Genomic DNA, 24,986 nt, shown 5'->3' on the forward strand with positions numbered 1-24,986 from the left:
TATCGGCAGGTAATCCCAAAAGAAAAAAGTCGAATACCCAAAACCAGGTAACTCGACTTTTTTCTTAGATGTGTCATTTTTTGTTTTTCTGAATCGAAAACGAGATTCATCAATTGAACCATCTATACAATTATCTTTTCCGAATTTTGAACGGAAGGGTTTAAGGTTTATTGAATAAATAGTTTTCTGGTTTCCGATACTGATCTACTTGTGATCTTCACGATAAACAACCCTTTTGAAAATTGCTGGGAAGCAAAAGTATAAGTTTGGTTCAAGGTATTGGCGTAATCCACATCATGCAGAAGGGCACCTGTAGAGGAGAATATCTGGATGTTTACCGATTCATAATTTGCAAAATTGAAAGCAACATTGAAGTATTCTACTGCAGGGTTTGGATAAAGGGAAATTTCCCCAAGTTCAGGTACTACAGGTTCAGGGTTTGCTGATATAAATAGCTCAATATTATCTAGGTAAACCGAACTGCTTTCCTCATCACTGTTTTCAATTACGAAAGCTATTCTTGAATTTTTCTTGTTTGTACCGGCAAAAGGTGTCAAATCCACGAAGTCCCTTACAAATTCAGAAGCATTGTTTGGATTTGCATTTGCGGCTTGAACGGTCGTTATTTCCGCACCTGTTTTTCTGTATACTTCAGTGTAAGTATCTCCGCCATTATCGCTTGCCATTACTTTTAACACTGTATTTGGATTCACAATACCAGCAGCCCTGTCAAAGAAAACACTTGCTTGAGGACTGATTGACAGATCCAATATTGGAGAACCCAACCAGAAGCTATTTTCTGTTGGTGTGATTTCTACCTTACTGACATTGCTCCCTATGCTTCCTGATTGAAGGGGAGAAATAATCCAAGAAGGAAACTGGTTTTCAGGATTGATGCTGATCCATGGCCCAATGGTAGAAGTTCCGTTGAAGTTTTGTCTTAAGGGAGCCCTTGTTTTTTCGGTATCCATGTGGACAAATCGACTTAAAGTAATTTCTTCCCGAGCATTTTGGTCAAAATTTGGAAATAGTATTGTATAAGATAAAGTGTTGATTCCTAGGCTGGTCGATTTTGGAAGGTTTATGTTGGCTGTTTCTCCTGCAGCCAATGGTTCTGCTCTTGCAATGAAACCTTGGTTTGATCCACCTGAAATCCTCCTGAATATAAATCCCGAAATAGGTAGATTTCCGGTATTGGTTACAGAAATCACTTCACTTTCATGATTATTGGATCCAATTGGTGTTGGACTGATCAATTCTTCGAGCTTAAGGTCATACTTGAAGGTCTCCTCTTGGAGGATTTCTATATCTTTTATGTATAGATTATTTCCGAAGCCATTTCTTCCGATAAATGCCACACGGACATTTCCAAAACCTGCAAATTGACTTAAGTTGACAATTTCCCTTCTGAACTGGGAATTACTAGTAGGTATAAATTCATCAAGGGTAGGTGTCGAAGTGCGAAGGAAATTAAAATCCTTATCATAAGGAGCATTTATGATATCGAATGTATTGCCGCAATCTGTAGATACCGCTACCAACAAGTAATCCCCAAACGAGTTGTTGTTGAATGGACCATAGGCCATATTGAACGTTAACTGTGCATTTTGGAAAGTACTGAGATCTATCTGAGGAGATATGAAATAATCCAATTCTCCGAATGCCTCATATTCATAATTCCTGATAAACAATGCCTGTTCAGCTTGTCCGTCTAACACCACTTGGGTTGCTTGCCAAGTAAATAAACCATCAGGATTATCGATTACCCACTTATTTCCGATATCATCAAAACTGAATGCGTATGGAAGTGGAACAACGGGTTGAATGCTTGGACTCGATTGAATCGTATTATTTGAAGGGTTTTGATCTGCGGTACCGTTTACAAGTCTTATCGTGGCGACAAAATTATTTCCTGAAGAATTTAAACTGATCGGGTCAAAAGATACAGTAGTTTCTTGACCTGTATTCAAGTTTAAATTAAAGTTCTTTGATTGTAGAAGTGTTCCGTTGTTTCTAATTTCTATCGTCGCAGAAGTAATCACATTACTACCTCTATTCAAAATTTCCAAAACCGGGGTCAGGTTCAAATCACAAATTAAGTCCTGAGGTTCCACTATCTTTTGTAAAGCGAGGTCACTTGAAAAGAGCTCAGGAGCAATAGTCCCTCTACCATTTACCAGGGAGGCCCTTCTTGGACTTTCTGCCAAGACAACATCCATTCTTGCGACTTGACCAAAAGTGAAGTTATTCATGCAGTTGTCCGGAGTATAGTCCATGTAGTTTTCCACAAGGTCTCTAGTATTACAGGTAAATCTTGGATTTGAAGTTCTACAAGCATTGTTTGAGCCACTTTGGAGGGGTGTATCTTCCACAAAGTCGTCAACAGAACAATCTCCATCTCCCCAAATATGACGCAATCCGAAAAAATGTCCGACTTCATGGGTTGTAGTCCGTCCTTTTGAACCTGAGACAGCATTACCCCCTTCTCCAAAATAACGGTAATCTATGGTTACACCGTCAGTTTCTCTTGAATTGGGAGGAAAGTTGAGTCCGGGTAAGTTCGAAACCGGAAATGAAGCATAACCTATAAACGGAGACACTAAAGTTACTACCCAAATGTTAAGATAATCTTCAGGTGGCCAAAGAGACGTCTGGCTTATCAATTCGACATCACTTGAACTGTTTGGATTAAATGAGGTCTTAGGACTCAAAACCCTGACAACCCCTGTAGTAGGCAAACCATTAGGATCTTGTTTGGCCAAGACAAATTCAACATTTGCATCTGCAACAACCCCCAAAAATTCTTCGGGAGTAAAAATCGTATCTGCATTGAGTCTTCTGAAGTCCTCATTCAAAATACGAATCTGGCTTTCAATCTGAGAAAATGGAATATTTGTGGATGCTCCTTCTGGGGTACCGTTGTGAAGGACATGTACAACCACAGGTATTACCCTTTTTTCTGCCTGTACTCTTTGTTGGGGGTTAAAATTTTTCTTCTTTTGGTTGATTTCTTTTGTAATCCATGATTCGAAATACTCTCTGCTGCCATAAATACCCAGCTTATCCTCTTGCATTTTTTCCATGAGCACATGTGCACATTTCTCATCATGAATATGCTGATAGGGTTGGCCAAAAAAATTCTGGGCCTCAACTTTGAGATTTGTCAGGGAAAACAAAAGGAATAAGGCATATCTTATTCCTTTACCAAAAGACTTTAATTTCATCCGTGTTAAATTAAGCAACTAAAACATTTACAGCTTCAACCTTGGTAATCTCAGGAACTGACCTTTTGATTGCTTCTTCAACGCCGGCCTTTAGGGTCATGGTTGACATTGGGCAGGAACTACAGGTTCCGGTCAATTCTAATCTCAGAATAAAATCATCTGTAACTTCCACAATTCTTACATTTCCTCCATCAGCCTCCAAATATGGCCTGATGCTGTCCAATGCTGCTTCAATTCTTTCACTAAGAGGTAAACTCATTTATTTTTTTAATTTACTTGTACAACTTCAGTTTTATTTTTTTCAGCATTCCTTATGGCAACCTGTCTGGCTACTGCCTCTGCCAATGCTGAGAAGGCTTTTTCGGTAATTCCTGATTTCAATACGGCAGGAAATCCAGAATCGCCGCTTTCCCGGATGCTTTGAACGATCGGGATTTCACCAAGCAGAGGAACATCAAATCTCTCTGCAAGTCTTTTTCCTCCCTCTTTGCCAAACAAGTAATACTTGTTTTCAGGCAATTCCTCTGGCGAAAAATAGGCCATATTTTCCACAACACCTAAGATGGGAACGTTTATTTGGGGCTGTCTAAACATAGTCAAACCTTTTGTTGCATCCCCTAAAGCCACTTTTTGTGGAGTAGTGACAATGACCACCCCGGTGACAGGAACTGTCTGGACCATAGTCAGGTGAATGTCAGAGGTACCCGGTGGCAAATCGATAAGCAGGTAATCCAAATCACCCCATTCCACATCGCCTATAAATTGCTTCAAGGCAGAACTAGCCATTGGTCCCCGCCAAACCACCGCTGAGTCAGCAGGAGTCAAGAAACCAATGGACATCAATTTGACACCATATTGTTCTATGGGTATGATGATGTTTTTTCCTTCTACCTGTTTTACTGACGGTTGCTCGGCTTCTACATTGAACATAATAGGGATCGAAGGACCTGAAATGTCAGCATCTATCAATCCAACTTTAGCTCCCATTTTTGCAAGTGCGACCGCTAGATTAGAAGCAGTAGTGGATTTTCCGACCCCACCTTTGCCTGAGGCAATGGCAATTATGTTTTTTACCTGTGGCAGCAAAGGAGCATTTGCCCTACTGCTCGTCACATTGGAAGTCATGTGAATATCCAAAACGATATTCCTTCCAAATGTCTCTTCCAAGACTTCTATGCAATTATTTTTGATAACTTCTTTGAGCGGACAAGCAGGGGTAGTGAGCACTACCTTAAAACTGATTTTATTTTCTGCCACATCAAGATTCTGAATCATTCCCAATGTCACCAAATCCTTTTTTAAATCAGGATCCTGTACCTTGGAAAGCGCTTTAAGAATGTCGTTTTTTTCTATTTTCATTTTTTAATGAGGTAAACCCGACTGCAAAATAGGCTATAATTATAGCAATTGAAAAACCTATATGATACATCAAGCACGAAATATTTCAAAATCATTAACTTTCTTCCCTAGCAATAAGTTTCGTATTTAATCTGTCCTGTTTTTGATGGAATACTTTTTATCTTTGATTCCCAAAATTTAAAAATAAGTGATAAGCAGAAATACCACAGACAAGGTCAGGGAAAGGGTGGACATCGAGGAGGTGGTCAATGATTATGTGCCATTGAAAAAAAAGGGGCAAAATCTTTGGGCTTGTTGTCCTTTTCATAATGAGAGTACTCCTTCATTCTCTGTCTCACCTGCCAAGCAGATATATAAATGTTTTGGCTGCGGAAAGGCAGGGGATCCTATCCAATTTGTAATGGATATTGAAGGAATAGGTTTCAATGAGGCTATCCGGCAATTGGCGCAGAAATACGGTATAGAAATCGAGGAGGACAAGCAAGTTACTCCAGAGGCTGTTCAGGCATTTAATGAAAAGGAAAGCTTATATATTGCTTTGAATTTTGCCAAGGAATTTTTTGTACAAAACCTTCAAAAGGAAGAGGGGAAAGCAATCGGTCTGAGTTACTTCAAGGAAAGGGGATTCAACCCTTCTATTATTGAAAAATTTGATTTGGGGTATGCTTTGGACGGATGGGACAATTTGCTCAAAACTGCTAAGGAAGCAGGCCATTCTGAAGATATCTTGCTGAAAGCGGGTTTGATTCTTCAAAAAGAAGGAGAACCTGAAAGACTTTATGACAGGTTTAGAGGAAGGGTGACTTTTACTATCCACAACCTTGGAGGAAAACCGATCGGATTTGGCGCTAGAATCCTGACGCAGGATAAAAAGCAACCCAAATACATCAATTCCCCTGAAACAGAGGTTTACCACAAAAGTGATATCCTTTACGGAATCTTCCAAGCCAAGAAATCCATCCGGGAAAAAGATAACTGCTACCTCGTAGAAGGCTACACAGATGTGGTTTCGATGCATCTTGCAGGCATAGAAAACGTGGTGGCTTCTTCAGGTACTTCCCTTACCGAAAATCAGATCAAACTGATCAAACGGTTTACAGATAACATCACCGTCCTCTATGACGGAGACGCTGCAGGCATCAAAGCTTCTCTCCGGGGGATTGATATGATTTTGGAAGGGGGCTTGAATGTCAAAGCTGTGGTGTTTCCGCAGGGTGAAGATCCTGACAGTTATTCCAGAAAAGTCGGATCAAACATTTTCAAAGAATATCTTGAGGAAAAGGCACAGGATTTTATTGCCTTCAAAATCGGTCTTTATGCCGAGGAAGCTGCTAAAGATCCCATCAAGCAAGCAGATCTCATAAAACAGGTTGTAAGTAGCTTGGGGAAAATTCCGGATCCGATCATCAGGTCTGTCTATATCAAACAGTCTGCAAATCTTCTCGATATAGATGAAGACATCATTCAGACCGAATTGAATAAGATCTTTGTCAAGACTGAAAAGGAAAAACACTTCCGTGAACAAAGGGATTCGGAACAAGAAACCAATTTTGAAGACTTACTTCCCACCAAAGAAACGCCTGCGTCTTCCTCTTCGCTTATTTATATTCAGGAAAGGGAAATGATGCGCCTTTTGGTCAGTTACGGTTTTGAAATGGTTTCTGAGGAAACAAGGGTTTGTGAATACCTGCTTCAGGAGACATCCGAACTCAACTTCGAGACAGCAGTTTTTAATAAAATTCTCACTATTTATAAAAATGCTTTGTCAGAAGGCATATTACCCCAACCTGAATATTTTTTGAACTTCGGTGACCATGAGGTAAAAAACGAGGTTATTCATCTGATTACAAGAAAATATGAACTTTCCACACTTTGGGAAACAAGGTTTCAGATTTTCACACATCACGAAGCCGATGACTTGGCCAAGACTGTTTATGACAATGTTTTGCATTTGAAGAAAAAAGTAATAAAAAAATTGCTGGAAGAAGCAAAACATAAAATCAAAGAAGCTGATGAGGAGAAACTGGATGTAGAAGTAATTAGCCAAAGGCTAGAAATCTACATGGAACTCAAAAAGTTCCAAGTTGAAATCGACAGACAATTAGGAATAGTCGTCAGTTATTGACCAAACTTTAATTGGTGAAATCCTGTTTTGTAAAGCAAAGGGTACTAATTTTGTCACCAAATTATTCAGCATTCAAAAATCAACCATGTCAAATTCAATTCAACTCGATTCAATAGAGGAGGCAGTATTAGCAATAAAAAACGGTGAGGTAATCATTGTTGTAGATGATGAAGACAGGGAAAATGAAGGGGATTTTGTCTGTGCAGCAGAAAAAGTAACTCCCGAAATCATAAACTTTATGGCTACCCATGGCCGTGGATTGATCTGTGCACCGCTTATTGAAGACAGGTGCGACCAATTGGGCTTGCAGCTCATGGTCGGAAATAATACAGCAGCATTTGAAACTCCCTTTACCGTATCTGTTGACCTGATTGGTCATGGCTGTACCACTGGTATTTCTGCCAGCGACCGAGCCAAAACCATCCGTGCCTTGATTGATGACAGTATTCATCCCGATGAATTGGGTAAGCCTGGACATATTTTTCCTTTGAAAGCAAAAAGGGGAGGAGTCCTCAGAAGATCAGGTCATACTGAGGCTGCCATTGATTTTGCGAGATTGGCTGGATTGTCTCCCGCGGGCGTACTTGTCGAAATTATGAATGAAGACGGTACCATGGCGAGATTGCCGGACTTGGTTGAAGTAGCCAAGCGATTTAATCTCAAATTGGTGTCTATCAAAGATTTGATTGCCTACAGGTTGAAAAACGAAAGCCTTATCAAAAGGGAGATAGGTGTTGACTTGCCTACTAGCTTGGGGGATTTTGACCTGATTGCATTTAGACAAACCAACACAGATGACCTTCATCTAGCATTGATAAAAGGCTCTTGGACTATCGATGAGCCCATTATGGTCAGGGTACATTCTTCTTGCATCACCGGAGATATTTTTGGCAGTTGCAGATGTGATTGTGGCCCCCAGCTTCACAAAGCCATGGAAATGGTGGAAAAAGAAGGTAAAGGAATAGTCCTTTACATGAATCAGGAAGGGAGAGGAATCGGATTATTGAATAAACTAAAGGCCTATAAACTTCAAGAACAGGGAATGGATACCGTTCAGGCCAATCTTGCGCTTGGATTACCGATGGATAAAAGAGATTACGGTGTCGGTGCACAGATTTTGAGGGATTTGGGTGTGAGCAAAATCAGGCTGATTTCCAATAACCCAACAAAAAGAGTCGGTCTTCTTGGATATGGTTTACAAATCGTGGAGCAAATTCCCATTGAAATAGCGCCAAATCCTCATAACGAAAAATATTTGACCACAAAACGAGATAAGATGGGACATACCATTCTTAAAAACGTCAAGTAGTGGAAGCAATTGTTGGCTTAAAATTCGATATTTTGCATAACATAATATAAATTGTATCAACCAATTCAATTTAGGATTCGTTATTGACTTGAACCCAATTACTGAATGAGATGAGGTACATACAACTTACATTGGTCTTCTTATTAATATTTAACCTTTCGGCAAAAGCTCAAAGCGGTCAGTTTCCATCTCAGTTATGGCATAAAGGCCAGATCATAACGACAAACGGTCAGGTTTTTCAGGGGAGTTTGAAATACGACCTTGAAAACAACCTTGTTCAACTCCAAAACAGTGGGATCGAAACTTTTAGTGCGTCGAATGTGGAAAGGTTTGAAATCTTTGATGAACAATATGGCGGAATCAGGACCTTCTATTCATTGCCTTATTCCCTTTCGGGCGACTATGAATCTCCCATATTCTTTGAGATTTTGACGGAAGGTAACAACATTGTGTTATTATGCAGGGAATATATCACTACTGACAATAGGGGTATGGGAATGTATTCTCCCATGGTAATGAATCCGATTTGGGGTCCACCTTTGTCAGGTGCATACAGACTAGCTTTCAACTTTTATTTTCTCAAAGACGGAGCAATTCAGAAATATTCCCAAAAGAAAAAGGAACTGTTGGACATTCTTGATGATAGGTCTGATGAAGTTGAACTTTATATGAGAAAAAACAGGCTTACTCATGACCAGCGCGGTGATTTGCTGCGAATTACAGCTTACTACAATCAAATAAAATAATTTTTATGTCAAAAAAACCATTGATTTTGGTTTCCAATGATGATGGAATTACTTCCAAAGGCATCAGGGTATTGGTAAATGTAATGAAAAAACTAGGGGATGTAGTCGTGGTGGCACCTGACAGTCCCCAATCCGGAATGGGACATGCCATCACCATCGGTGAGACTCTGAGACTTTACGAAGAAGATATTTTTGAAGATGTTATCGCTTACAAATCCAGTGGCACACCTGCAGATTGTGTCAAACTTGCAAAACACCATGTAATGAAAGACCGGCAGCCGGATCTTGTGGTAAGCGGAATTAACCATGGAAGCAATACCTCAATATCCGTTTTGTACTCTGGGACAATGTCTGCTGCCATTGAAGGTGCATTGGAAGGCCTTCCCTCGATTGGATTTAGTCTATGTGATTATTCTTCAAAAGCTGATTTTAGCCATGTCGAAGAATATGTATATAAAATTTCCAAACAAGTTTTGGAAAATGGAATTTCAAAAGGAGTGGCATTGAATGTGAATTTCCCACCAAAAAGAAACGAACCGATTCGTGGGGTAAAAGTATGTCGACAGGCCCATGCCAAATGGCAGGAAGAGTTTTCAGAAAGATTTGATCCTAATGGAAGGAAATACTATTGGATGGCTGGTAACTTTGTTAATTTTGACAAAGGCGAAGACAATGATGAATGGGCGATAGCAAACAATTATGTTTCAATTGTCCCCTGCCAATATGACTTGACTGCGCATCACGCGATGAGTCAGATCAACGAGGAATGGAATTGGGATGAATTATAAAAAAAGGGAGGATAATTTTCCTCCCTTTTTGTTAATAACCGGATTAAATTCAAAGCCAGCTTTTTAGCAAGGCTTCACTTTCTTTCCATAACCTTTCCCTCATTTTCTTCGAATTGGCTTCTGAAGATGGTTTTAAAGGTTTACTTTTCTTAAAGTAATAGCCATTTTTCAATGAATCTATTTTTGTTTTTGCAAGAAAAATAGTCGTTTTGGCACCTTCCTCGGCAGTAATCATAAAAGGAGAGGCCAATTTCCAAAAGAAACTAAAAACTCCAGAAGTTTCTTTTCCAAAATTGGTTTTCACCACACCGGGATGTAGCGCATAGGCATTCAAACCTTTTTCTCCATATTTATCAGCTAAAGATTTGGTAAACAAAATGTTGAAAAGTTTTACATTGGCATAGGAAACAAATGAACTGAATTTTTTCTTTTCATAATTTAGGTCATCAAAATCCACCTTTGCGGCCCTGTGTCCTTCTGAACTTACATTGATTACCTTCGCACCTTTTGAATTTAAAAGGATTGGCATCAAATTATGGGTCAAAAGAAAATGGCCTAAATGATTTGTTGAAAGCCCCAACTCAAATCCATCTTTCGTTACTTCTTTGTTCTGAAAAATCCCACCGGCATTATTGATCAAGACATCCAAAGTGGATGTTTTTTCAAGGATACTTTTTGCAGCCGCAACCACTGAGGCCATGTCAGCAAGGTCACAATAGATAAATCTGACCTTTTTTTGATCAGAGGATGATAGAGATTGTATCAGTTTATTGGCTTTCGATTCATTTCGGGCTAATAAAAAAACTTCATTGAAATAGGGGGTAAGCTTGGAGAAAGCAACTTCTCCAATTCCTGAAGTAGGCCCTGTGATAGCAAGTTTCATTTGTTTCTTGTTTTTTCTAAAACAATTAAAACCTCATATGGTTCAAGAAAACTAATTTTATTGATATTAAATTTTAACCCTCACAAATTAAAAAATTTGTATTTTTAGCCATGTGATTTTCAGAAAATTACATAAAAAGAAACTTTCAATGCCAATGATTTTCCGTTCACGTTGGTATCTAGGAAGTTATAAGAAACCTGCTTATTCATCGATCGACCTCACTGATACAAAGTGGAACAACAAAAGCCATTTATTGACATAGATCAAGTTTTCAAAAACAAAAATCCCAACCTACATAGGTGGCTTCCGGGATTCGTTATCAATTATGTCAAAAAAGTTGTCCATGAAAATGAAATTAACAAAGTCATGGCCAATATAGGCCATTTGCAGGGAATGGAATTTGTTAATGCCCTCATCAGAGAATTTGGGGTGGAAGTGACTTTGACGGGAGCGGAAAATATCCCTTTGGACAAGCCTGTGATTTTTGCTTCCAACCACCCTTTGGGAGGAATGGATGGAATAGCATTTATGTATGCATTAGGCAAATACAGAACCGACCTCAGGTTTTTGGTAAATGACATCCTGACCAACATCAAAAACTTTGAGCCGCTGTTTGTACCTGTCAATAAGCTAGGGTCAAACAGCCGTGATGTATCCAAATTGATAGAGGAGACCTATGCCGGAAATTATGCCGTTTTGGTTTTTCCTGCCGGGTTGGTGTCACGAAAGCAACCTGTTGGAATCAAAGATTTGGAATGGAAAAAAAGTTTTATCAGCAAATCAAAAAAGTACCAAAAGGATATTGTACCAGTCTACATTGAGGGAAGAAATTCAAATTTCTTCTATAACTTCGCCAACCTTAGGAAGCGAATCGGTATCAAAACAAATATTGAAATGTTTTATTTACCCGATGAAATGTTTTCTCAAAGAGGCAAAAAAGTCATCATTCATATAGGAAAACCGATTCCTTACAGTTATTTTGATAAGTCAAAAAGTGAAAGTGAATGGGCCGAGGAAGTAAAGCAGATTGTATATAAAATGGCCTAAATGATAGATTTATGCAAGCAGTAATCCCTGCAGTAGACAGAGAATCAATTAAAAAGGAACTCACTCCAGAAAGGTTTTTGCGTTATTCAAACAACGGAAACAATTTAATCTATCTTGTCAATCATCACAATGCCCCAAATACCATGAGGGAAATCGGTCGTTTGAGGGAATTGACGTTTAGACATGCAGGTGGAGGTACAGGTCTTGAGGTGGACATTGATGACAATGATATTCTTCCAAATTGTTACCAGCAACTCATCACTTGGAATCCTGAAGATGAGGAGATTGTGGCAGGATACCGCTTGATCAAATGTAAAGAAGCAGGAATGGATAAAGATGGCAATATCAACTTATCAACGGCCCATTTATTTGCATTTTCTGATAAATTTATCCAAGAATATATTCCTTACACCATTGAGCTTGGACGCTCTTTTGTCCAACCGCAATACCAGCCAAGCCTTGACAACAGGAAAGGTATTTTTTCATTAGACAACCTTTGGGACGGTCTGGGGGCTGTGGTCAAACTTAATCCTGACATCAAGTATCTTTTTGGTAAAGTGACAATGTATCCTCATTACAACAGGGAAGCAAGGGATTTTTTGCTATATTTTATGCAATACTATTTTCCTGATCATGAAAAATTAGTCTCACCACATCCTGAATTGCTCCTAACTTACGAAACCGATATTTCAACTTTTTCTGAACAGTTTAAGGGGCTGGATTATAAAGAGGGATATAAGGTTCTTAACAGTAGAGTAAGAGCTTTAGGAGAAAATATTCCACCCTTGATCAATACCTATATGAACTTATCACCCACGATGAAGTCATTTGGTACGGCAATGAATGATGAGTTTGGTGCAGTGGAGGAAACAGGGATTTTGATCACCTTGGAAGATATATTCGAAAGTAAAAAACAAAGGCATATCGAGACTTTTGAGCGAGATAGGGTTTTTGGAAGCAGAGGGTAATTATGAAAAAAACAGTAATCATTGGAGCATCCACCAACCCTTCAAGGTATGCCTACCTGGCGGCAGAGATGTTGTCAGAACGTCAGATTCCGGTAGTGCCTGTTGGTATCAAAACAGGTGTCGTGTTTGACAATGAAATTTTGAACATTAGAGAAAAACCCGCAGTGAAGGATGTTGACACAGTGACACTTTACCTTGGGCCACAGAATCAACCTGAATGGTATGATTATATTCTTTCACTTAAGCCAAAAAGGATCATATTCAATCCTGGAACAGAGAATCCTGAGTTTGAAAAATTGGCTAAGAAAAATGGGATAGAAACATGGGAAGCCTGCACTTTGGTACTACTGAGTACCGGTCAATATTGATTTTTTCTTGCTTCCAAAAAAAGGTTCATATACCAAATATGTGGAGCAGAGATCAAGGATACCAAGATGAAAAAAAGCAAAGTAAGTTGGTCGAATTCCATCATTTGGTAAAAAAATAATAAGATAAGGGCAATCCCAATCAGACTCATCGATGTGAAAGGTAAGAGTTTTTTGATGAAATTTTTTAATTTTTGATTTTCAAGGTAATCTTTCAATGCTTCAAATTCTTCGGTCATGCTCGGTAAAGAATGCCAAAATCCGAAGTAAATGATGAAGCCAAGAAGAAGAGGAAGTTGATACAATAACAAGCCAAGTAAACTTATCTCCAGAACCAGAATCAATCCTTTCTCGCCTAAATTAACTCCAATCAGAGTTGCCGAAAGACCCCAAAAAAAGGCAATTACAAATATTCCATATTGTGGTAAACCTCTTACATCAATGATATTTGCCAAAATGGATTGGGTATAATTAAAATCTCCCCATAAAATGGTGCTTAGGATAAAAGATCCGAGAGAAATATAGGTTAAGCTAGAAAATTTATTTAATCGGGTTTTAAAAAAGTGGCTTTGTCCAAAGTGGAAAGCAGACATAATAAGAAACGCTTCCAAAGCCAAAATAGGGAAAATAAGCCAAATTGCGAGATAGACCGCGATGATTAACAAATATTTAAAGATGAATCTGATTAGATTTTTTCTACCTACAACAGGGTTAAGCAAAAGATGGTCAATCGCTCCATGGGGAATTCCGATGGATATCAGGATTAAGGCAAAACAAATCCATTGAAACATTTCATTTCCTTCGAAAAACAAAAGGTAGCTGATTCCCAAAGCTGCCCCAATAATTTTCCCCGCAGTCTCAATGCCTCTCATAGTTCATAAGTGATTTAAGAAAAATTGAAAACTTCAATCTGGAAAGAAGCCCTATTTCTTCCCAAATGCTTGTTTCTTCATGAAGGAATTTCAGGACTAGATTGGCTTGGTTTTTTGAAAACATCTGTCTGAAAATATCAGGCAATGCACCGGGCCACTTGATAGCTATATTTAAAATGATATTGTCATAAAATCTGAATCTTGATTTCCTGTTCCACTTTCTCGAGCTTACAGTTCCATTTTTATTCAATTCAGATACAATGGACATGCAGTGTCTTTGGATATCATAGAAAGTATATCCTGTAGATGGTTTTGAACAGCCGGCCAATGTGCCAAGGTGGATGATCTTTGGGTCTTGGTGAGGTGGAATTTCAAGTGTAGTCATCGGAATGCTACCGGATTCTTTGAAAGTGATGTCATAGCCGGACACTCCAAGTTCATGTTCCAGATAACTTGAAAGCTTTTTCTCCATTTCTGACATTTCTACCTCACTTTTGGTATAGAGGGTGTATTCAATGAGCGCCTCTTTCTTATTGTAGGGAAGGATATAAAAGAAATCAGTTTTGCTTTGTTGATCGGTGACAAAATGCATCATGGATACAGCACTTGGATCAAAATAATCATTCTTGCAAGAAACTTTCCAACCGACAAATGATTGCTTTAAAATTTGAGTTTCGCTCCTTTGTGAAGGAAAAGGAATGCTGTTAAATAAAAAATTAGACTTGAAAACACCTGATTTGGAAGTCAAAACTTGCACTGGACCTTCGACAATGCTTTCAATTTTTTCCACACTGTCTTTTAAAATTGAGACATTGGGAAATAGCTTTATTTTTTCGATTATCTCCTTATAAAAATCTAAAGATTTGACATGAAAGTATTTCAGGTTTTGAAGATCAGCTGAAACCGATTTTTTGGAATCAGTAATGCTGATTGAGTCCCAATAAACCAAAGGAGTATTTTTTGGATGTATTCCGAGTGGTTTTTCTGCCCAATAGCACCACGTTCTGTCATTTTCAGTTTTGGATGAGTTGTCGATAAGTAAGATTTTTTTATCCTTGAGTGGGCTGTCAAGTAAATAATAAACCAAACTTAAACCGGCACATCCAAGTCCTGTGATAATGTAATCGTAGGTTATCATGGGTCTCTTGGGTTAATTAAGAAAAAGGCCTCTCTTGTCCAAGAGAGGCCTTTTCTATTTTAATTATGCGTGTTGTACTTTTTTGTTTTTGTTGGTTTCAGAAATGGCAACTGAATAAATTACCAAACCGAATCCGATTTTGTTGATGGCATCAGCCAAATTGTAGAACAAATCAATGCTGCTAACTTCAAAAGCACCTGATAATAAGTTTCCAGGCAACACCATGTAACCCAAAGGATAGATAGACCAGCCTAATGTGATGAATATTTTCAATAAGAACATTGCTCTACCCAAGGCAGGGCTGTCAGAGCTTTTTGCCAATTTGGCAACATCACCTGCAAATACTTCATACACAATGTAGAGATACCCTATTGTAGAAATAATTCCCCACATCACGTTATTCTCAATTCCCGACGTTTCACCGATATAACCGGTAACAAGCATCAGCAAGGAAGCAAGAATCAGTTTGGTTAGGGTGCTTGTTTTGGCACCAAATGGCTTGGTCAACAGATAGAATTCTACGCACATCAAAGGCACAGTCAAAGTCCAATCCACATACCTGAAGGCTGTTGGGCTCTGACCTGTTTGCAAATAGAAATCTCTCATGTAATAATAATGTACTGCGGCAATACCGGTGATCAGACCGGATACCAAAAGGGAAGTTTTCCATTTGTCGCTTACAGAGCTTCTTTCTACGAAAAAGAAAACTGCTGAAGCGAACATTGCCATATAACCTATAAAGAAGGTTATGGCTACCGGATCACTGTTGATGATCTTGTCAAGACCAATCAAATCTGCTGTCAATAGGGTGTTCATAGATTAATGATTTTAGTTAAAATGGATTTTTGAAATATTATTTGGGTGAGACCTCGTGTACATAAGCTAAACAGAATAAATTTTGTTTAATTATTGGTATATAATATTAAACAATTGTAAATAAAGTGTTGAAAAACAGGTTTAAACAGATGTAAAATGTCTGATTCAAAAATTTATATAATTCGGTATTTTAGAATTAATTCAGTAAAAAATTCTGAAGATTTAAGAATTTGAAAAATAGATTAAAAATGAATGATTAAGGGCGGTTTTAAGGTGAAATTAGGGTAGGTGCTCTCGATTTTTTTGTGTATAATTACGGGTTAATTAAAGAATGAAAAAATCTCTTTTTTTTCATAAAAAAGGCGTTTTAAACAAGGTATGAGCGAACAAAAAGAAGGAAATCATCAGGATTATTCAGCAGATAATATCCAGGTTTTAGAAGGTTTAGAAGCGGTTAGAAAAAGACCTGCTATGTATATCGGTGATATTGGAGTCAAAGGACTTCATCACCTTATTTGGGAAGTGGTTGATAACTCAATTGACGAAGCGCTTGCAGGTCATTGCGATACTATTCATGTGGCAATCAACGAAGATAACTCCGTTACAGTAGAAGATAATGGAAGAGGTATTCCGACAGATATGCACCTGAAAGAGAAAAAATCAGCTCTTGAGGTCGTGATGACAGTGTTGCATGCAGGCGGTAAATTTGACAAGGATACCTACAAAGTATCCGGAGGTCTTCATGGTGTAGGGGTGTCTTGCGTCAATGCCTTGTCTACTGATTTGAAGGCCACAGTCCATAGAAATGGGAAGGTTTTTGAGCAGGAATACAAAATAGGTGTTCCTCAATATCCTGTTAGGGAAATAGGAGTGACAGAAAAAAGAGGGACGATTATCCATTTCAAACCGGATGCTTCAATCTTTACCCATACTGAGTTTAAGTATGAAACAATTGCGACTAGGTTGAGGGAAATGTCTTTTCTGAATGCCGGGATCAGGATTTTCTTGAAAGATTTCAGGGAGCTTGAAGAAGACGGTACCCCTCGGACTGATGAATTTTATTCAGAAGGTGGATTGGTGGAATTTGTCCAATACTTGGATGAAACCAAAGAAAAGATCATAGAATATCCGATTTACATAGAGTCAGAAAAGGGAAATGTGCCTGTTCAGGTGGCAATGAGCTATAATTCTTCTTATTCTGAAAATGTTGTATCTTACGTCAATACCATTAATACCTATGAAGGCGGGACTCACGTTTCCGGTTTCAGAATGGCGTTGACTAGGACACTAAAGAGCTACGCCGATAAATCCGGTATGCTTGAAAAGCTGAAACTTGAGGTTTCGGGTGACGATTTCAGAGAGGGATTGACAGCAGTAATTTCTGTAAAAGTTGCTGAGCCTCAATTTGAAGGACAGACTAAAACAAAACTTGGGAATTCTGATGTTCAGGGAGCAGTGAACAGTGCGGTTTCTGAAGTTTTACAATCTTGGCTTGAAGAGCATCCAAAAGAGGCCAAGATTATTGTAGGCAAAGTCGTATTGGCAGCACAGGCTAGACATGCAGCCCGCAAAGCCCGTGAAATGGTGCAGCGGAAAAACGTACTTGGAGGCGGTGGGCTTCCGGGCAAACTTGCTGATTGTGCCAATTCTGATCCAACTGTCTGTGAACTTTACCTTGTCGAAGGGGACTCTGCTGGAGGCTCAGCCAAACAAGGCAGAGACAGAGATTTTCAGGCGATTCTTCCTTTGAAAGGAAAAATCCTAAATGTCGAAAAAGCCCATGAACATAAGATTTATGACAATGAGGAGATAAAAAATATTTTGACAGCATTGGGTGTCCGGTTCGGAACTTTGAATGATGACAAAGAATTGGACATGTCATCTTTGAGATACCATAAAATTGTTATCATGACGGATGCTGATATTGACGGTTCACATATCAGGACCTTGATTTTGACATTGTTTTTCAGGTACATGCGCCCATTGATTGAAAATGGATATGTCTATATCGCCCAGCCCCCATTATATTTGTTGAAAAAAGGCAAAGACGAGAGGTATTGTTGGAATGAGGAAGAAAGAAAAAGACTTACCCGTGAAATGGCAGGTGAGGGAAAAGAGGACAGTGTCAATATCCAGCGATACAAAGGTTTGGGAGAAATGAATCCTGAGCAACTTTGGAGCACTACGATGGATCCAAATACAAGGACATTAAAACAGGTTACAATAGAATCCGCAGCCGAAGCCGACCATTTGTTTTCCATGTTGATGGGGGATGAAGTTGCTCCAAGAAGGGATTTTATTGAAAAAAATGCCAAATACGCCAAAATCGATTCGTGATTTTGATAATTTCATTTAAAAAAGGGCCAAAAGCCCTTTTTTTTTGTTAATTAATGAATTATTCACCCCTTCGGGAAAAATGATTTCCACAGATTATTAGATTTGTAGCATACAGCAAATAGTCATGAGAGTAACTTCTAGAGATAAATTTGAAAGCATCATTGAGAGCAGTGATCTGGTCAGCAGAGATTTGAGTTGGATGAAGTTCAATGACCGTGTTCTTGACCAATCCAAGAAAAAAAGCAGGTGTATTTTTGAGAAATTGAAGTTTTTGGCCATAACAGCTTCCAACTTGGATGAGTTTTTTATGATCAGGGTTGGATCGTTATACAATTACCTGGATTATGATAAAGAAAGAGTAGACTATTCAGGTTTGCGGGAAGAGCCTTTCAAGATGAAACTGATGCTTGAATGTCAGGAATTTCATAAGCGTCAACAAGAGCATTTTCTAAAGGAACTTCTTCCTAAAATGTCTGAGGATGGTTTTATTCTCAGTAACGTCAGAAATCTCGAGTCCGAGGAACAAGAATATATCAAGTCTTATTTCAATAAAGCCGTCTATCCGATGCTGACCCCTATGGTTTTTGATGGCTATCGGACCTTTCCAATATTGATGAATAAGCTTTTGATTTTTGGGGTGGTCACTTTGGCACCCGGCGATAAAAAAGAAAACAGAAAGCTCTCTTTCGTACAGATTCCGGCTAACATCCCGAGGTTTTTTGAGATCGAAAGAGAAGATATGGTCGTCTATATTCCCATCGAGGAAGTTATAAGAGAAAATATCGTTTCTTTATTTCGGAATGTAAATATTGAATCCATAAACCTTTTCAGGATTACAAGAAACGGTGACTTTACTTTAGAAGAAAGTGAGGACATGGACGCCAACTTCCTTGAAGAAGTCAAAAGAAAACTCAATGAGCGGAAAACAGGAAGGGTTGTAAGAATCGAGATAGAAGAGGGGTACAGCCGATGGATGGTAAGTTTGCTCAAAGAACGATGGAATATAGGGGATGACAGTATTTTCAAGGTAGAGCGTGCCAGCATGCTCGACTTCACAGGACTATGGCAAGTGATTGGCAATAGACGTTTTAAGGATAAATTGCCCCAGATTCCGGCGCCTGTTCCGCCCTTGTCTTATCCTGAGGAAGGATCGGAGGATATTTTCCAGGTACTCAAGGAAAGAGATATTCTTTTGCACCATCCTTATAATAATATTGACCCAATACTTGAATTAATAGAAAAAGCTGTTGATGACCCAAATGTAATGGCCATTAAAATGACCATTTATAGATTGGCAAAGGAAAGCAGAATCACCAAAGCCCTACTAAGAGCCGCTGAAAACGGAAAGCACGTATCGGTGCTTTTTGAAGTCAAAGCGAGATTTGATGAGGAAAATAACATCCGGGAAGCTAAAAAACTCCAAAAAGCCGGTTGTTTTGTGATCTATGGAATCAGTAATCTAAAAACCCATACCAAACTTTTGCTTATTGTCAAAAAGGATGAGGATAGGGTTATGCGTTTTGTACACCTTGGTTCAGGTAATTACAATGAAGATACCGCGAGGCTATATACCGATATCGGTTTATTGACTACCAATGAGACATTGGCAAATGATGTGTCGGAGTTTTTCAATGTAATAACGGGACATTCTATGCCTTCTACTTATCAAAATCTGATCACGGCTCCACGGGATATGAGGAATCAACTCGTCGAATTCATCGAGCAGGAAGCATATAACGCAAGGGCAGGACTTCCTTCAGGAATATTCATTAAAGTCAATTCACTTGAAGACTCTGAGATTATTTATGCTTTGTACAGGGCTTCTCAGTCAGGTGTACCTGTAAAACTGATCATCAGGGGAATATGCTGCCTTCGTCCAAGAAGGATAGGTCTGAGCGAAAACATTGAGGTTTTATCATTGGTAGGTGATTTCCTTGAACATTCAAGAATATACCATTTTCATAACAACGGGCAGACAAGAACTTATGCCGGAAGTGCCGATATGATGGTGAGGAGTTTTGATAAGAGATTGGAATCTCTATTCAGGATTCAGGATCCTTTCCTCGAAAAGCAGTTGATGAACATTATTTCTTTCAACCTCAAGGACAATGTCAATGCCTATATCATGCAGGAAGATGGAAATTACCTGCCAAAGGTTCCCAAGGAAGGAGAAGAAGAATTCAACGTCCATAAGGAATTTTTCAACTTAAATGCAGATAGTATCAAACAAGTCAAATTGATCGATTAGCAGATTGTTGCTTATTCCAAAAAACAAAAGGCTGTGGGTTAGCTCACAGCCTTTTGTTTTTGTTTTTTTTGTACAAGACCTGCATCATCCCATCTTTGAGTCCCACATCAGGTACCATCATTTTTTTGGAATTGGCTGCTGACATCGCAGCAAGGTAGATTTTTGTGGCAGGAATTATAACGTCTGCCCTGTCAGGATTGAGGTTGAGTTTGTTAATCCTATCTTCATAAGAATAGGACTCAAGAAAGGCTTGTACTTCTTTGATTTTTTCTATGCCTAAGCTCCGCACATTTTTCCTTGGATTGGTGAGCTCCAGTATTTTGTTGATGTTTCCACCTGTGCCGATACAGGTAATATTATCCTGTTTGGTCACATGGTCAGTGATGAATTTATTCATGCTTTTCCATACTGATACTGGAATATTGTCATCCAAAGCCCTAACAGAGCCAATTTTAAAGGATTTGGTTGCGATCTTTTCCTTATTGATATAAATATTCAATTCAGTGCTTCCTCCTCCTACATCTATATGCAGGTAGGATTTTTCATCAATTGATCCACCAAGCGCCATATTGATCAACTCCGCTTCGTGGTTTCCATCGATGATATTGATTTTCATACCAATATCCTCTTTTATTTCATCACATATTTCCCGCCCATTCATGGATTCTCTCATTGCGGAGGTTGCGCAGGCCATGTAGTCATCCACTTCATACAGGTCAATGAGAAGCTTGAAAGCCTTCATCAATTTGATAAATTTCAGGCGGTTTTTGTCGGAAATTTTTTGGGTATGGAACACATCAAGACCCAATCGAAGCGGAAATCTCAGGTATTCTAATTTTTTGAAATTCGCAATTCCTTCGTAGTGGGTGACGTAGGTGATTTGTAATCTGATGGCATTGGAGCCTATATCAACTGCTGCTAATCTCAATTCTTGTTGTCTTAAATCAAATTCCTCTCTGAATCGAAATACTAATTTACCCAAAAAACTCTTGGCAGTTTACAAACTATTCAATTTTTTGGGACTTTGTTTTTATCCGAATACATAGGAACTCAAACAAATCTGAGTGGTTTTGGAATAAATCACATTTTTTGATAATAATGTTTCCTGAGCCTTTTCTTGACTCTGAAAAAACTGTATATCCCCAAAATCAAGGTTCCCAAACTCAAAGCAAAAGCTACCCATCCCAAATTTCTAACATGTTGCAGTGCATTTACTTCCATCAGGGCAGTGCCACTCACCAAAAAATACAGAGATGTTCTGATAAAGGATAGTAAAGTCCGGTCATTGGCAAGATAGGTTCTTTGTCTGGCCAAATAGTCCCTTACAATCAAGTCCTGTTCTGATAAATTTTCTTTTTCCATTGCTGATTAAATAATTCCGAGTGCAAAGAAAGCCTATTTTCAGCTTATATATCCGTGATTTTACACACAAACCCAGTATTTATTGATTCTTCAAAAATTATTTCAAGGTTTTATTACTTTTGGCTTTTGAAGAAAATTGACAAGAAAGGGCATAAATTGCCATGGTAACAAGAATTAAATGAAGAATCCAGACAGGCCTCATTTTGATGATATTTATATGGAGTTGGCGGTCAATTTGGCCAAAAGATCTCACTGTATCAAAAAGCATGTTGGCGCAGTATTGACCAAGGACACAAGAATTATTTCTATCGGATACAACGGACCTCCTGCAGGCACGCATAATTGTGATGAAGAATTTCCGGATACGGGCTGTGCAAGAGACAGTAAAGGAAGCTGCACACTAGCTTTGCATGCCGAGCAAAATGCCATTCTTTATGCCGTCAAAAACAGCACCTCGGTGGAAGGATCAACATTGTATGTGACTTTGGCACCATGTCTTGCATGTGCCCGGATTATTTTTTCGATGGGAATTGCCAAGGTAGTATACATGTATTCCTATGCAGAGTACAAAGGTTTACCTTTCGATGAGGGATTGGAATTTCTAAAAAAATTCGGTGTAGAGGTTTTCAAATATGACAAAGATGTGATTTTTGAAGACCCGCTGATTTAAAGAAAATTGACTTCCGGTTGGAGAGGCACATTGAATTTATTCAGGACTGATTCTTGGATCCTTAAGCTCAGTTCTTTGATGTCATTTCCTTCACCTCCACCGTAATTTACCAAAACCAAAGGCTGAAATTGGTGGACACCGATGTTTTCAAATTTTTTGCCTTTCCATCCTGTCTGTTCTATGAGCCAGGCAGCAGGGATTTTTACTCCTTCTTCATTTGGAAATCCCGGAACATTGGGGAATTCTGATTTTATGTTTTCAAAAATTGAAACTGGAACCGTAGGATTTTTGAAAAAGCTTCCTGCATTGCCTATATGCGCAGGGTCGGGCAATTTGCTCCTTCGGATATCAATGACTGCATCACTGATATCCTTTATGGTAGGTGATTCGATTCCTTTTTCTTTCAAAGTCTGTCTTATGGCCCCATATTCAGCATGGATGACCGGGGATTTTGAAAGACGAAACACAACATGGGTTATGACATATTGTTCTTTTAAATCATTCTTAAAAACACTTTCCCTGTACCCAAACTTACATTCCTCGGAGTAGAATTTTCTGACTTCATTGGTATTCCTGTTTATTGCTTCCAGGTGGTCAAAAACTTCCTTGATCTCGATGCCATAAGCCCCGATATTTTGCATAGGAGACGCGCCTACTGTGCCCGGGATCAAGGACAGGTTTTCCACTCCGCCCCAGTTTTTTTGGATGCAATACAATACGAATTCATGCCAGCTTTCTCCTGCACCCACTTTTACCAAAACCCCGTTTTCATCTTCTTCTATCAATTCAAAACCTTTGATCTCAATTTTAATCACCAAAGCCTCGAGATTCTTTGTCAAAAGAATATTGCTTCCCCCTCCCAGAATGAAGAGTGGGACATTCATTTCCTTCGATTTTTGGATAAGTTGTTTTACATCTTCAGTGGAGGTAGCTATAGCAAAAAATCTTGCATTTTTATCAATTCCAAAAGTGTTGAAAGGCAATAGAGAAATGTTTTCTTGTATATTCATGGTGCTGATCCGATGCTGCGAATTAAGCAAGAATTTGGTCAAATAGAAAGAATTGGACACTTTTAGAATCACCACCTATGAAAGAAATGGTCATCAACGGGGTCAAGGTTAGACCCGGCCAATCCATGAATATTGACATCGCCATTGCGAGGCTCCCTACACATACTTTGATCGATCTTCCGATTTTTATCAACCGTGCAAAAGAAGATGGGCCTGTTGTTTTGATATCAGGTGGAGTACATGGTGATGAGATCAACGGCATTGTGGCAGTAAGGAAGATGTTAGAGGAAAATCTAATTTCGCTGATGAAGGGGACGGTGATCTTTATGCCCTTGGTAAACGTTTATGGTTTTTTGAGCAGTTCGAGGACCTTTCCCGACGGAAGGGATTTGAACCGAAGTTTCCCGGGAAATAAAAAGGGTTCTTTGGCATCCCAGATTGCATTCATTTTGTCCAATGAGATTATTCCTTTGATTGATTATGGCATTGATTTTCATACAGGAGGAAGGATGCTTTCCAACTATCCGCAGATCAGGGTGGATTATAAAGACAAAAAAGGGCTTGAACTAGCCACTGCTTTTGGTACCCATTATATCTTGAATTCGCCCCATATTGATAAATCTTTTAGAAAAGAAGCCTATAAGCGTCGAAAACATATTTTGGTGTATGAAGGGGGAGAGTCTATGCGTTTGGATGAATATGCTGTGGAGGAAGCGCTTTTGGGTACACAGCGAATGCTTATTCATCTTGGGATGATGGAGGGTAATGTTACCCCAAAATCCACCATTATGATATCTGAAAGCTCATGGGTCAGGGCAAAAGTTTCAGGGATTTTTACCTCTACTGTCAAGCTAGGGGATGAAGTAAAGAAAGGCCAGATTTTAGCAAAAATCACAGACCCATATGGGCAAGTCAAAGTTCCTGTAAAAGCTACCCATAATGGACATGTGGTGGGCCTCAATAATAATCCTGTCGTCAATTCAGGAGATGCATTGGTACATGTAGGCAGGGTTTGAAATGATAAATTTTAAAAATAAAAAAGCCTGCAAATGATTAAAATCCATTTGCAGGCTTTCCTTTAGGCAGATATTATTATAGGTTTGAAACAAAATTTGGTAAGAAAAACTTACCCTCAGTGATCAATAGTGGAATTCTCTGGTCAAGAGGCCGCGGATCTGCCAGGTCAAACAAAACACCTTCAAATTCACCTGTCGAACCTTCGGTGGTAAAGTCTGTAATTTTGAAAGAACAATCATCAGCAGCTCCCGGATTTGAACTCTGTAGCAAAGTTGCTCCATATTCCTTGCCATTTTCATCAAAATAGACCAAGGCTATAGAAGGGGCTAATGTTCCGTTTACCATGATTGGATTTTGCATAATATAAGTCAGTCCCAATTGGATTTGTTCTTGATTTCTAAAAGACATAATCATGGCATTTTTGCTTAAATTATCGCCAGTAACCATGTTAAATAGCGTAAATCTATTTGGCCCATCTTCAAGGAAGGTGATTCCTGCATCGTTGTTGGCCTTGAATTCTTTCTGAACACCATTTACTTTGAAGCTATAGAAATAATTGGGTTTAGGTTCTTCTTTTTCACAGGAAGAAAATGAAAACACTGCAATTAGCAATAGGATGGATAAGCCAATATTTTTCATAATGAGGTTTATTTTTTTGAAATAACGGAAATTCTTGTGGGGAGGATGTTTTGCAAGGCACAA

Annotated in this window: 22 protein-coding genes; 11 read left to right on the forward strand and 11 right to left on the reverse strand. The window is 38.8% G+C overall.

The features are described from left to right. Window positions 1-167 precede the first annotated feature (167 nt). Genes NK987_RS09795 through NK987_RS09805 form a run of 3 tightly spaced genes read right to left on the reverse strand, consistent with a single transcriptional unit; the run spans window position 168 to window position 4,583 of the window. A complete protein-coding gene (locus tag NK987_RS09795; RefSeq protein WP_259263690.1) occupies window positions 168-3,224 on the reverse strand; it encodes a M43 family zinc metalloprotease in 3,057 nt (1,018 codons plus the stop codon). A gap of 10 nt (window positions 3,225-3,234) precedes the next feature. Further along, the gene (locus tag NK987_RS09800; RefSeq protein ID WP_258425208.1) at window positions 3,235-3,483 is read right to left on the reverse strand and encodes a NifU family protein; all 249 of its coding nucleotides are present in this window, start codon (window positions 3,481-3,483) and stop codon (window positions 3,235-3,237) included. An 8-nt stretch (window positions 3,484-3,491) separates the two neighbouring features. Further along, the gene (locus NK987_RS09805) at window positions 3,492-4,583 is read right to left on the reverse strand and encodes an Mrp/NBP35 family ATP-binding protein (RefSeq protein WP_258425209.1); all 1,092 of its coding nucleotides are present in this window, start codon (window positions 4,581-4,583) and stop codon (window positions 3,492-3,494) included. Window positions 4,584-4,770: 187 nt separating this feature from the next. On the opposite strand from NK987_RS09805, the gene dnaG reads away from it, so the two are divergent. From dnaG to surE, 4 genes are all read left to right on the forward strand, one after another. Next, the gene (gene dnaG / locus NK987_RS09810; RefSeq protein ID WP_259263691.1) at window positions 4,771-6,708 is read left to right on the forward strand and encodes a DNA primase; all 1,938 of its coding nucleotides are present in this window, start codon (window positions 4,771-4,773) and stop codon (window positions 6,706-6,708) included. 85 nt (window positions 6,709-6,793) lie between these two features. Next, window positions 6,794-8,017, forward strand: a complete 1,224-nt coding sequence (locus NK987_RS09815; protein WP_258425211.1) for a bifunctional 3,4-dihydroxy-2-butanone-4-phosphate synthase/GTP cyclohydrolase II — start codon at window positions 6,794-6,796, stop codon at window positions 8,015-8,017. A gap of 110 nt (window positions 8,018-8,127) precedes the next feature. Next, complete coding sequence (locus NK987_RS09820) at window positions 8,128-8,763, forward strand: hypothetical protein (RefSeq protein WP_259263692.1); 636 nt, start codon at window positions 8,128-8,130, stop codon at window positions 8,761-8,763. A gap of 5 nt (window positions 8,764-8,768) precedes the next feature. Continuing rightward, window positions 8,769-9,551, forward strand: a complete 783-nt coding sequence (surE, locus tag NK987_RS09825) for a 5'/3'-nucleotidase SurE (RefSeq protein WP_258425213.1) — start codon at window positions 8,769-8,771, stop codon at window positions 9,549-9,551. Window positions 9,552-9,600: 49 nt separating this feature from the next. On the opposite strand, the gene NK987_RS09830 is transcribed toward surE, so the two are convergent. After that, window positions 9,601-10,434 carry an SDR family NAD(P)-dependent oxidoreductase gene (locus NK987_RS09830; protein ID WP_259263693.1) on the reverse strand — a complete coding sequence of 278 codons (834 nt, stop codon included), beginning with the start codon at window positions 10,432-10,434 and terminating at the stop codon, window positions 9,601-9,603. Between the two features lie 231 nt (window positions 10,435-10,665). Between NK987_RS09830 and glsA the strand changes: the two genes are divergently transcribed. Genes glsA through NK987_RS09845 form a run of 3 tightly spaced genes read left to right on the forward strand, consistent with a single transcriptional unit; the run spans window position 10,666 to window position 12,817 of the window. Continuing rightward, a complete protein-coding gene (glsA, locus tag NK987_RS09835; RefSeq protein ID WP_259263694.1) occupies window positions 10,666-11,481 on the forward strand; it encodes a lyso-glycine lipid O-acyltransferase GlsA in 816 nt (271 codons plus the stop codon). A gap of 11 nt (window positions 11,482-11,492) precedes the next feature. Further along, window positions 11,493-12,449: a glycine N(alpha)-acyltransferase GlsB gene (gene glsB / locus NK987_RS09840; protein WP_259263695.1), complete on the forward strand. Its 957-nt coding sequence runs from the start codon at window positions 11,493-11,495 to the stop codon at window positions 12,447-12,449. A 2-nt stretch (window positions 12,450-12,451) separates the two neighbouring features. After that, the gene (locus NK987_RS09845; protein ID WP_259263696.1) at window positions 12,452-12,817 is read left to right on the forward strand and encodes a CoA-binding protein; all 366 of its coding nucleotides are present in this window, start codon (window positions 12,452-12,454) and stop codon (window positions 12,815-12,817) included. Here the strand turns inward: NK987_RS09845 and NK987_RS09850 are convergent. The 3 genes from NK987_RS09850 to NK987_RS09860 all read right to left on the reverse strand — a co-directional run bounded on the left by NK987_RS09850 (window position 12,808) and on the right by NK987_RS09860 (window position 15,640). Continuing rightward, window positions 12,808-13,686 carry a Brp/Blh family beta-carotene 15,15'-dioxygenase gene (locus NK987_RS09850; RefSeq protein WP_259263697.1) on the reverse strand — a complete coding sequence of 293 codons (879 nt, stop codon included), beginning with the start codon at window positions 13,684-13,686 and terminating at the stop codon, window positions 12,808-12,810. The genes NK987_RS09845 and NK987_RS09850 overlap by 10 nt on opposite strands. Continuing rightward, window positions 13,673-14,824: a lycopene cyclase family protein gene (locus tag NK987_RS09855; RefSeq protein WP_259263698.1), complete on the reverse strand. Its 1,152-nt coding sequence runs from the start codon at window positions 14,822-14,824 to the stop codon at window positions 13,673-13,675. Before NK987_RS09855 ends, NK987_RS09850 begins: the two co-directional genes overlap by 14 nt. 63 nt (window positions 14,825-14,887) lie before the next feature. Continuing rightward, complete coding sequence (locus NK987_RS09860; protein ID WP_259263699.1) at window positions 14,888-15,640, reverse strand: bacteriorhodopsin-like; 753 nt, start codon at window positions 15,638-15,640, stop codon at window positions 14,888-14,890. A 378-nt stretch (window positions 15,641-16,018) separates the two neighbouring features. On the opposite strand from NK987_RS09860, the gene gyrB reads away from it, so the two are divergent. Both gyrB and ppk1 read left to right on the forward strand, forming a co-directional pair. Then, window positions 16,019-17,977 (forward strand): DNA topoisomerase (ATP-hydrolyzing) subunit B, encoded by a 1,959-nt coding sequence (gene gyrB, locus NK987_RS09865; protein ID WP_258425221.1) that lies wholly within the window; start codon window positions 16,019-16,021, stop codon window positions 17,975-17,977. A 124-nt stretch (window positions 17,978-18,101) separates the two neighbouring features. Then, the gene (gene ppk1 / locus NK987_RS09870; protein ID WP_258425222.1) at window positions 18,102-20,225 is read left to right on the forward strand and encodes a polyphosphate kinase 1; all 2,124 of its coding nucleotides are present in this window, start codon (window positions 18,102-18,104) and stop codon (window positions 20,223-20,225) included. 43 nt (window positions 20,226-20,268) lie between these two features. Here the strand turns inward: ppk1 and NK987_RS09875 are convergent, their stop codons facing one another. After that, window positions 20,269-21,153 (reverse strand): Ppx/GppA phosphatase family protein, encoded by an 885-nt coding sequence (locus NK987_RS09875; protein WP_259263793.1) that lies wholly within the window; start codon window positions 21,151-21,153, stop codon window positions 20,269-20,271. Window positions 21,154-21,305: 152 nt separating this feature from the next. After that, the gene (locus NK987_RS09880; RefSeq protein WP_258425223.1) at window positions 21,306-21,587 is read right to left on the reverse strand and encodes a YidH family protein; all 282 of its coding nucleotides are present in this window, start codon (window positions 21,585-21,587) and stop codon (window positions 21,306-21,308) included. Between the two features lie 178 nt (window positions 21,588-21,765). Between NK987_RS09880 and NK987_RS09885 the strand changes: the two genes are divergently transcribed. Continuing rightward, window positions 21,766-22,257, forward strand: a complete 492-nt coding sequence (locus NK987_RS09885) for a deoxycytidylate deaminase (protein ID WP_259263700.1) — start codon at window positions 21,766-21,768, stop codon at window positions 22,255-22,257. Here the strand turns inward: NK987_RS09885 and murB are convergent. After that, complete coding sequence (gene murB, locus NK987_RS09890) at window positions 22,254-23,267, reverse strand: UDP-N-acetylmuramate dehydrogenase (RefSeq protein ID WP_259263701.1); 1,014 nt, start codon at window positions 23,265-23,267, stop codon at window positions 22,254-22,256. The genes NK987_RS09885 and murB overlap by 4 nt on opposite strands. A gap of 77 nt (window positions 23,268-23,344) precedes the next feature. Here murB and NK987_RS09895 point away from each other — a divergent pair, with 77 nt between their 5' ends. After that, entirely contained in the window at window positions 23,345-24,283 is a 939-nt protein-coding gene (locus NK987_RS09895; RefSeq protein ID WP_258425226.1) for a succinylglutamate desuccinylase/aspartoacylase family protein, read from the forward strand. A gap of 76 nt (window positions 24,284-24,359) precedes the next feature. Here NK987_RS09895 and NK987_RS09900 read toward each other — a convergent pair whose 3' ends face one another. Further along, window positions 24,360-24,923 (reverse strand): hypothetical protein, encoded by a 564-nt coding sequence (locus tag NK987_RS09900; protein ID WP_259263702.1) that lies wholly within the window; start codon window positions 24,921-24,923, stop codon window positions 24,360-24,362. Between the last annotated feature and the right edge of the window lie 63 nt (window positions 24,924-24,986).

Source organism: Aquiflexum gelatinilyticum (genome assembly GCF_024813435.1).
GTDB classification, from domain to species: domain Bacteria; phylum Bacteroidota; class Bacteroidia; order Cytophagales; family Cyclobacteriaceae; genus Cognataquiflexum; species Cognataquiflexum gelatinilyticum.

What these genes read in the sequence shown, in the direction of transcription:
- NK987_RS09900 (WP_259263702.1), bottom strand. Translation starts at nt 24,923, where the DNA reads ATGAAAAATATTGGCTTATCCATCCTATTGCTAATTGCAGTGTTTTCA.
- NK987_RS09820 (WP_259263692.1), top strand. Translation starts at nt 8,128, where the DNA reads ATGAGGTACATACAACTTACATTGGTCTTCTTATTAATATTTAACCTT.
- NK987_RS09850 (WP_259263697.1), bottom strand. Translation starts at nt 13,686, where the DNA reads ATGAGAGGCATTGAGACTGCGGGGAAAATTATTGGGGCAGCTTTGGGA.
- NK987_RS09885 (WP_259263700.1), top strand. Translation starts at nt 21,766, where the DNA reads ATGAAGAATCCAGACAGGCCTCATTTTGATGATATTTATATGGAGTTG.
- NK987_RS09815 (WP_258425211.1), top strand. Translation starts at nt 6,794, where the DNA reads ATGTCAAATTCAATTCAACTCGATTCAATAGAGGAGGCAGTATTAGCA.
- NK987_RS09800 (WP_258425208.1), bottom strand. Translation starts at nt 3,483, where the DNA reads ATGAGTTTACCTCTTAGTGAAAGAATTGAAGCAGCATTGGACAGCATC.
- NK987_RS09805 (WP_258425209.1), bottom strand. Translation starts at nt 4,583, where the DNA reads ATGAAAATAGAAAAAAACGACATTCTTAAAGCGCTTTCCAAGGTACAG.
- glsB (WP_259263695.1), top strand. Translation starts at nt 11,493, where the DNA reads ATGCAAGCAGTAATCCCTGCAGTAGACAGAGAATCAATTAAAAAGGAA.
- gyrB (WP_258425221.1), top strand. Translation starts at nt 16,019, where the DNA reads ATGAGCGAACAAAAAGAAGGAAATCATCAGGATTATTCAGCAGATAAT.
- murB (WP_259263701.1), bottom strand. Translation starts at nt 23,267, where the DNA reads ATGAATATACAAGAAAACATTTCTCTATTGCCTTTCAACACTTTTGGA.
- surE (WP_258425213.1), top strand. Translation starts at nt 8,769, where the DNA reads ATGTCAAAAAAACCATTGATTTTGGTTTCCAATGATGATGGAATTACT.
- NK987_RS09795 (WP_259263690.1), bottom strand. Translation starts at nt 3,224, where the DNA reads ATGAAATTAAAGTCTTTTGGTAAAGGAATAAGATATGCCTTATTCCTT.
- NK987_RS09880 (WP_258425223.1), bottom strand. Translation starts at nt 21,587, where the DNA reads ATGGAAAAAGAAAATTTATCAGAACAGGACTTGATTGTAAGGGACTAT.
- NK987_RS09845 (WP_259263696.1), top strand. Translation starts at nt 12,452, where the DNA reads ATGAAAAAAACAGTAATCATTGGAGCATCCACCAACCCTTCAAGGTAT.
- NK987_RS09895 (WP_258425226.1), top strand. Translation starts at nt 23,345, where the DNA reads ATGAAAGAAATGGTCATCAACGGGGTCAAGGTTAGACCCGGCCAATCC.
- NK987_RS09830 (WP_259263693.1), bottom strand. Translation starts at nt 10,434, where the DNA reads ATGAAACTTGCTATCACAGGGCCTACTTCAGGAATTGGAGAAGTTGCT.
- NK987_RS09855 (WP_259263698.1), bottom strand. Translation starts at nt 14,824, where the DNA reads ATGATAACCTACGATTACATTATCACAGGACTTGGATGTGCCGGTTTA.
- ppk1 (WP_258425222.1), top strand. Translation starts at nt 18,102, where the DNA reads ATGAGAGTAACTTCTAGAGATAAATTTGAAAGCATCATTGAGAGCAGT.
- NK987_RS09860 (WP_259263699.1), bottom strand. Translation starts at nt 15,640, where the DNA reads ATGAACACCCTATTGACAGCAGATTTGATTGGTCTTGACAAGATCATC.